Origin of the sequence: Rossellomorea arthrocnemi, from assembly GCF_904424705.1 — a bacterium.
In the GTDB taxonomy this organism is placed as follows: Bacteria; Bacillota; Bacilli; order Bacillales; family Bacillaceae_B; genus Rossellomorea; species Rossellomorea arthrocnemi.
The window spans coordinates 57,001-63,000 of sequence record NZ_CAJGBF010000020.1 but is presented as its reverse complement, the minus strand read 5'-3'; the positions used below and the strand labels follow the sequence as shown (position 1 = coordinate 63,000).

6 protein-coding genes are annotated in these 6,000 nt (G+C 42.0%); all 6 read right to left on the bottom strand.

Annotated elements, in window-relative coordinates; all coding sequences use genetic code 11:
- Positions 1–26: 26 nt before the first annotated feature.
- The 6 genes from BAA9072_RS19700 to BAA9072_RS19680 all read right to left on the bottom strand — a co-directional run bounded on the left by BAA9072_RS19700 (position 27) and on the right by BAA9072_RS19680 (position 5,950).
- Positions 27–1,508: a sodium:solute symporter family protein gene (locus BAA9072_RS19700; protein WP_230980953.1), complete on the bottom strand. Its 1,482-nt coding sequence runs from the start codon at positions 1,506–1,508 to the stop codon at positions 27–29.
- A gap of 101 nt (positions 1,509–1,609) precedes the next feature.
- The gene (locus tag BAA9072_RS24570; protein WP_269139973.1) at positions 1,610–1,738 is read right to left on the bottom strand and encodes a hypothetical protein; all 129 of its coding nucleotides are present in this window, start codon (positions 1,736–1,738) and stop codon (positions 1,610–1,612) included.
- Positions 1,739–1,766: 28 nt separating this feature from the next.
- Positions 1,767–2,804 (bottom strand): ketopantoate reductase family protein, encoded by a 1,038-nt coding sequence (locus tag BAA9072_RS19695; protein WP_201716396.1) that lies wholly within the window; start codon positions 2,802–2,804, stop codon positions 1,767–1,769.
- Positions 2,805–2,862: 58 nt separating this feature from the next.
- Entirely contained in the window at positions 2,863–3,705 is an 843-nt protein-coding gene (locus BAA9072_RS19690) for a BKACE family enzyme (protein WP_201716388.1), read from the bottom strand.
- Between the two features lie 176 nt (positions 3,706–3,881).
- Positions 3,882–4,694, bottom strand: coding sequence for a TrmB family transcriptional regulator (locus BAA9072_RS19685; RefSeq protein ID WP_201716387.1), 813 nt, complete (start codon positions 4,692–4,694; stop codon positions 3,882–3,884).
- Between the two features lie 362 nt (positions 4,695–5,056).
- Positions 5,057–5,950 (bottom strand): LysR family transcriptional regulator, encoded by an 894-nt coding sequence (locus BAA9072_RS19680; RefSeq protein ID WP_230980952.1) that lies wholly within the window; start codon positions 5,948–5,950, stop codon positions 5,057–5,059.
- Positions 5,951–6,000 lie beyond the last annotated feature (50 nt).

Sequence of the window (6,000 nt, the reverse complement as noted above, 5' to 3'; positions counted from 1 at the left end):
CCCCCCCCCTTGCTCCCCCCAACTCTTCAAGCATTTTCTCTTGTAACCGAAACCAGGTCTTCCGTAGAGTTATGATCTTCCTCTCTGATTGAGGAAATGACTTTTTTGGTAGAGTGACTGATTTCTGTTTCGAAGTAGGGTTCGTATGCTTCTAAAGGTGGTTTTTTTGTTGTAAGTACGGCTATCATGACCCCTACGAATGAAATCGTTAAGGCGACAAGGAAGGGATTTGTCGCTCCAAGAATTTTTGCCAGGATGTAGGCGGATGATCCCAGGATGATATTGGCATAAGCTCCCAGGCGGTTCATGCGCTTCCAGTACAGGCCAAGATATACTACGAAGAAGAAAGCAGCTCCGAATCCGCCATATACATAGGTGAATCCCATTGCTAATAGGACTGGCGGCTTAATGGCACTGAGAACAGCAAGGACGCCAAGGCCGATGACACAGTATCTTAGCTGACTTCTCGATTTGTCTTCGTTGATTTTCTTATTTGGAAAGATATTTCTGTAAATATCATAATACAGTGATGTACCACAATGAAGGAGCATGGAATTGGCAGTCGACACTGCAGCGGCACATAAAGCTACTAAGGTGAGTGCGCCGACAAGCGGGTGCGCGTATTCCGTGATGACAAGAGGCATGATGTAATCGGTCGTTTGTCCTGCAGGTATACTGGGGATCAGCGTTTTAGCGCCAAGACCGATAATGATTAGTGGGACGAATATCGCGATTAATACAAAGACGGATAGCATCATTTGCATAATGGCTACCTTTACGCTTTTGGGTGCTAACATTCTAGTGACCCAATGGGGTGACACGGCGGCACCAAGTGAGTTAGAGATGAAGATGGAAAACAATGCACCCAATCCGAAACTGCCGACTGGTGATAAGAGCATTCCTTTCGATAGCGCTTCTCCTCCTTCGTTGGTGGGAGCGGTGGTCGTAGCAAGGGTGTCATAGATCGTTTGGAATCCGCCTGTCGCCGTCAATACGGCTGCAGCACCTAAGAATACCCCTGTAACGATCAACACGGTATTTACAGTATCCGTTACAGCTACGGACCAAAATCCACCGATACTTGTAAACAGCAAAAAGATCAGGAAGGCAAAAATCGCAATCTTATAATCTATACCTGTAATGGTTGAAAAGACAATTCCAAACCCTACTACCTGTAAATGGGTAAAGACAAAATATCCAACAAGCATTAACGCTGCGACCAGCGTCCTTAACTGACTGTTTTTCTTAAAAGGTTCAAATCGCAGATGAACAAACTCGGGGAATGTTCTGGCAGGTGTTTTCGGTCTTCTGATTTTATAGGCAACCAATGGAATTAACGCTGTACCAAAGAACCATCCGGCCACCCATCCAATGATAGCGGCTACCCCCGAACTGTAAAGATATCCGGGGACCCCCATGACTGAGGCAACACTTACCCAGGTTGCAACGGACGTCCCGATCCCGATCAACAAGCCCATCCGGTGACCGCCAGTGGTGAAGTCTGACATGGATTCGACATTCTTAAGGCTTTTCAGACAGGACCATATGAGAAAAATGACGTAAAATGAAAAAACAGCAATATACCACAAGAGTTTTCACCCGCTTTCTTCTATTTGAATAGTTTCCCTGAAGCTCCCCAATGCTTCACTTTACTCTTTTCAATCCGATAGCATAGGAAAGTACCTAATATTCCAGAAAATAAAATCGTAATTGCCCAAAGAGACAATGCTATGATCATAATCCGATCTCCTTTTCAACGAAATGTGTTAGTTTGCCGGCATTGAATGTAAATGATCGAAATGTTCAAGCTTACTGTGAAAATCTTGTGTCATTTGCCCTGTTTCCGCTTCCTTTACTAAATGGATAACCATATCGTTGTATGGGGTTTTCACACCATATTCTTTGCCTTTTTTACTGACAAAGCCATTAATGAAATCAATTTCCGTTGGTTTATTTTTTTCCAGGTCCTGCAGCATACTGGCTTTGAGATTCTTATGGGGCGACCAGACCTCATGGTAGAAATCCATTTTATCTTCTATTCCGCTTTCCTCGCTCAATTCAAGAAATTCCATGTCTTTCCCCTGCATTTTCTCCAAGCGTATTCCTTGGGCATGAGCGACTTTGATCGTTTCATCTGCTATATGAGCAAGGCTCTTCATGGCTTTTTCATTCGTCAAAATATCGCCGAACGTACATCCGAGTGCAGCTGACATTCCGCTGAATGTAGCATTCATCAATAGCTTGGACCATTTGATGCCTAAAATATTGGTTGATATTTCGCAATGACCTACCATGTCCAGGATTTCTTTTGTCCTTTGGAGGCGGGGAGTGATCTGCCCGTCCAATTCCCCTATATCGAAGGCATAGTGACGAACAATCTCCCATTCAGTCGTTAACTCCGATACACCTGGTCCAATCCATGTGGCACCAAAGCCGACTGCACCTCCCAAGGTTCGTTCCTGCCCAATGATCGAGGCAACGTGGTCCTCGGGTATACCGTTTTGCAGTGTACATACGATACTTTCAGGATGAAGATGGGGGAGTAACTGATTGAGAGACGTGCGAGTATACACCTGCTTGGTTAATAAAAAGACCAAATCGTATTTATGATCGAGTTCTGTTGGAAGAAGAGCGGTAACAGGTATTGTCTTATCAAGAAAACCGGTTATCTTTGCCCCCTCGTCATTTAATTTGTCAACGTGCGCTTGATTAATGTCGATCAAATCGACTTCCTGTCCACCATCAGAGATCAATGCACCAATGATGGTTCCCAATGAGCCTGCGCCCACAACGGCCACTTTCAACATAAACCCCTCCTTGAATAAAGTGAATGCGCTTTCAAATGTGGTTATACTTTTCCCGTCAGTTTGCCACTGTTGAATTTTGTTTGTTTAATCCAAGTATTTTCCTTGCTTCATCCGGGGTAGCGAGTTCTTTTCCGATTTCAGTGACAAGTCGTTTAGCCCTGTTTACAAACTCAACATTTGATTTGGCCAATACGCCTTTAGAATAATACACATTATCCTCCATACCGACCCGAAGATGTCCGCCGAGAGCTAACGTTGCATATTGAATGGGCAAATGCATTTTTCCGATTCCGAAGGCACTCCAGGTGGAATCTTTTGGAATGAGATTCTTAAGAAAGACTAAATTATCCACTGTTGCAGCCATTCCTCCTGGTGCTCCCAGGACAAACTGGTAGTGGGAAGGGGAATCGATTATATCTTTTTTCTGATAGTATTCAGCGTTATAGACCATTCCTGCATCAAAAATCTCAATTTCCGGTTTCACTCCATTTTCTTTCATTCTCTGTCCCAACTCTTCAAGAAATGGGGGGCTATTAATGAATGTCGTAGAATGACCCCAGTTCATCGAGCCGCAATCAAAACTGGCTAATTCCGGTTTCAACTCCATGAAGGGTCTCATCCTCATTTCATCATCAAGCCCCAGTCCCCCTGATGATGTAAGGTTCAGCACGATATCACATCGATCCCTGATTAAATTCACGGTTTTCTCAAACTTCTTATAGTCCATGGAAGGGTTGCCATCATCATCCCGGACATGGATATGAGCTATTGAAGCACCGGCCTGATAACAGGCATACACTTCATCTGCAATTTCTTCGGGGTGAAGAGGCACGTATGGGGTTTGATCTTTAGTGGTCCACGCTCCGGTTGTGGCTACTGTCAAAACTACTTTTTCCATCTGATCATCTCCTGAAATTTTATTTTGGGTTGATAAGTTTTATCGTTTTTCCAAGGAAGCAGGATGTAAAAAAATACGTGAGGGAAGGTTCTAGGAAGATTTATAGAATCTGGGCTGAAGTTTGACACGTTTATCTTAAAAGGGTATCACCTCCTTTAATAAGAACAATGCAGGAGCTAAAAGTCATCGATTAATCCTTCAAACTTCTGACCATACAGCTCGACCAAGGGTTCTTTCATGTCGTTCATAATCCGGTTTACATAAATGTCATGTCTAATATACTTTCTAGTTGTGGCCACCATCGCTTTATGACTGGACACGACTGCATTTGGCTGCTTATCGTTCGCATCAAACACAATCACTTTCGATTGATCGATGACAATGTTCAATTCACCGCTGTGACGCTGGGTCAGAGCCTCTTCTAAATGATCATTGTGGTGGAAATTCCGCCACGGGATCTTCTTTTGGGTCTTATCAAAAATCAGCGATACAATCTTTACGCCTCGTTCATGAGCAAGTGATAGATGAGGAAATAATTGACCCAATTCCTCTGACCAGCAACTAATTAGAACTTCACTGGATGCATTTCCAATCTCACTTTTTACCACGTCCATTGAAGTGGTGTATCCTTCAATATGAAATAATTCTGTCCAATCATGCCTGCTTTTTTTGGAGATGTCCTCGAGTGTTGTATCAAGAAGGGATAAATTTTCCGAAAAATCCTTCTCTAAAGATTGTAATAAATCTTTATAAGGGAGTGGGGTATAGCGCTTGCTGCTCTTCTTTTCCCCACTTGCTACTAAGAAAATATAGCCTTTTTCCTGCATCTTTCTTAATGACTCATACACCTTCGGACCAGGCACCCCTGAGCTGTTCGCGATCATATTTCCGTTAGATGGGGATTCTTTAAGAAGAGAGAGATAAATCTTTGCCTCGTATTCTGTAAAACCATTAGATTTTAACGAGTTTATTACTTTTTCAATATTCATAATTATCACCTAATTTAGATATTACTACTTAGGTAGTAGGGTGTCAACGGGGGGGGGGGAGAAACATGGAGACGTTTTCATTCTGCTTTATTCCATGTTGAATTGGTGAGCTATTTCCCGAGGTGATCGGGAAGTGCCTCGGGGTATTCAAAAATGAAAAGTCTAATGAAGGAGGAAAGGTGAGGAAAGTGAAGCTATTTATAGGGGTTTTAAAACGAAGGCAGTGGGGTTAGTTGCGTGAAGGTTAAGGGTAGAGTCTGTACCGTTCTACTCTACCCGAAGTAGGTAATAGCTATATAGTGTTTATCTGTCTTCACTATTTTAATATACTTAATTTATTGAGTAATCAGGTCATTGATGATTTATTCAATTTCTTCTTTTATCCGGCTTTTTCTAAAATCCCAATCCTTTAGAAAGTCGCAAAAAGCTTTAATTATCAGGTTATTGGAGTATTCTTTTTTGTAAATTAACCATGTCTGCCTTTTAACATGGTCACCGTCTTTTGTTAGGCATGGTGTTTTGTAAAGCTCTTCATCTTCTTCCAATAATATGTTGGGGAGAATAGCATAGCCCAAGCCGTTTAGTACCATTTCTTTGCATGTTTCCATATTGTCCACTCTCATCGTAATCATCGGGGGAGAGACATAATTTTCCGTCCACCAGTTGTCGATCAATGTTTTTAATGAAGTGTCCGTATTGTAATAAATCCTTGGAAGGTTCGCTAAATTGTGTAGATCAATTGGATTTTTTGACACGATGAGTAAGTTTTCCTCCATGAGTAATTGTTTTTCTTGGGAAAGATTATAGTTTCCCCGGAGGATGCCTAACTGTGATTGTTCCTTGAAGATAGAGTTGATGACCTCTTCGCTCCATCCGGTATTGACGTGAAATTCCACTAAGGGATAGAGCTTGGTGAATTCACCAAGGATAGGTGGTAGTTTGTATCTGGAAAAGATGCTAGAAGCACTGATTCTTAATATTCCCTGAATCTTATTTTCAAAGTTTAATACTTGTTCCTTTACTTTTTGGAACTCTTTTTGCATGTTCATGGCGTAGTGGACTAAGTATTCGCCTTGGGGTGTGAAGGCGACGCCTCTATGACCACGGTAGACAATTTTTACGCCAAACTCTTCTTCTAGTTTTTTTAGTCGATAGGTTACCGCAGGTTGGGAGCTTCTTAATGCTTCACCCGCTTTGGTAATATTTTTATGTTCGAATAATGAAGTTAATAAATCCCAATCAAAGTTATCCATCATAACCTCCCGAAGATAGTGATATGAATAGTTTCAGATGTGGTATAAAATTT

What these genes read in the sequence shown, in the direction of transcription:
- BAA9072_RS19700 (WP_230980953.1), bottom strand. Translation starts at nt 1,508, where the DNA reads ATGTCAGACTTCACCACTGGCGGTCACCGGATGGGCTTGTTGATCGGG.
- BAA9072_RS24570 (WP_269139973.1), bottom strand. Translation starts at nt 1,738, where the DNA reads ATGATCATAGCATTGTCTCTTTGGGCAATTACGATTTTATTTTCTGGA.
- BAA9072_RS19690 (WP_201716388.1), bottom strand. Translation starts at nt 3,705, where the DNA reads ATGGAAAAAGTAGTTTTGACAGTAGCCACAACCGGAGCGTGGACCACT.
- BAA9072_RS19685 (WP_201716387.1), bottom strand. Translation starts at nt 4,694, where the DNA reads ATGAATATTGAAAAAGTAATAAACTCGTTAAAATCTAATGGTTTTACA.
- BAA9072_RS19680 (WP_230980952.1), bottom strand. Translation starts at nt 5,950, where the DNA reads ATGATGGATAACTTTGATTGGGATTTATTAACTTCATTATTCGAACAT.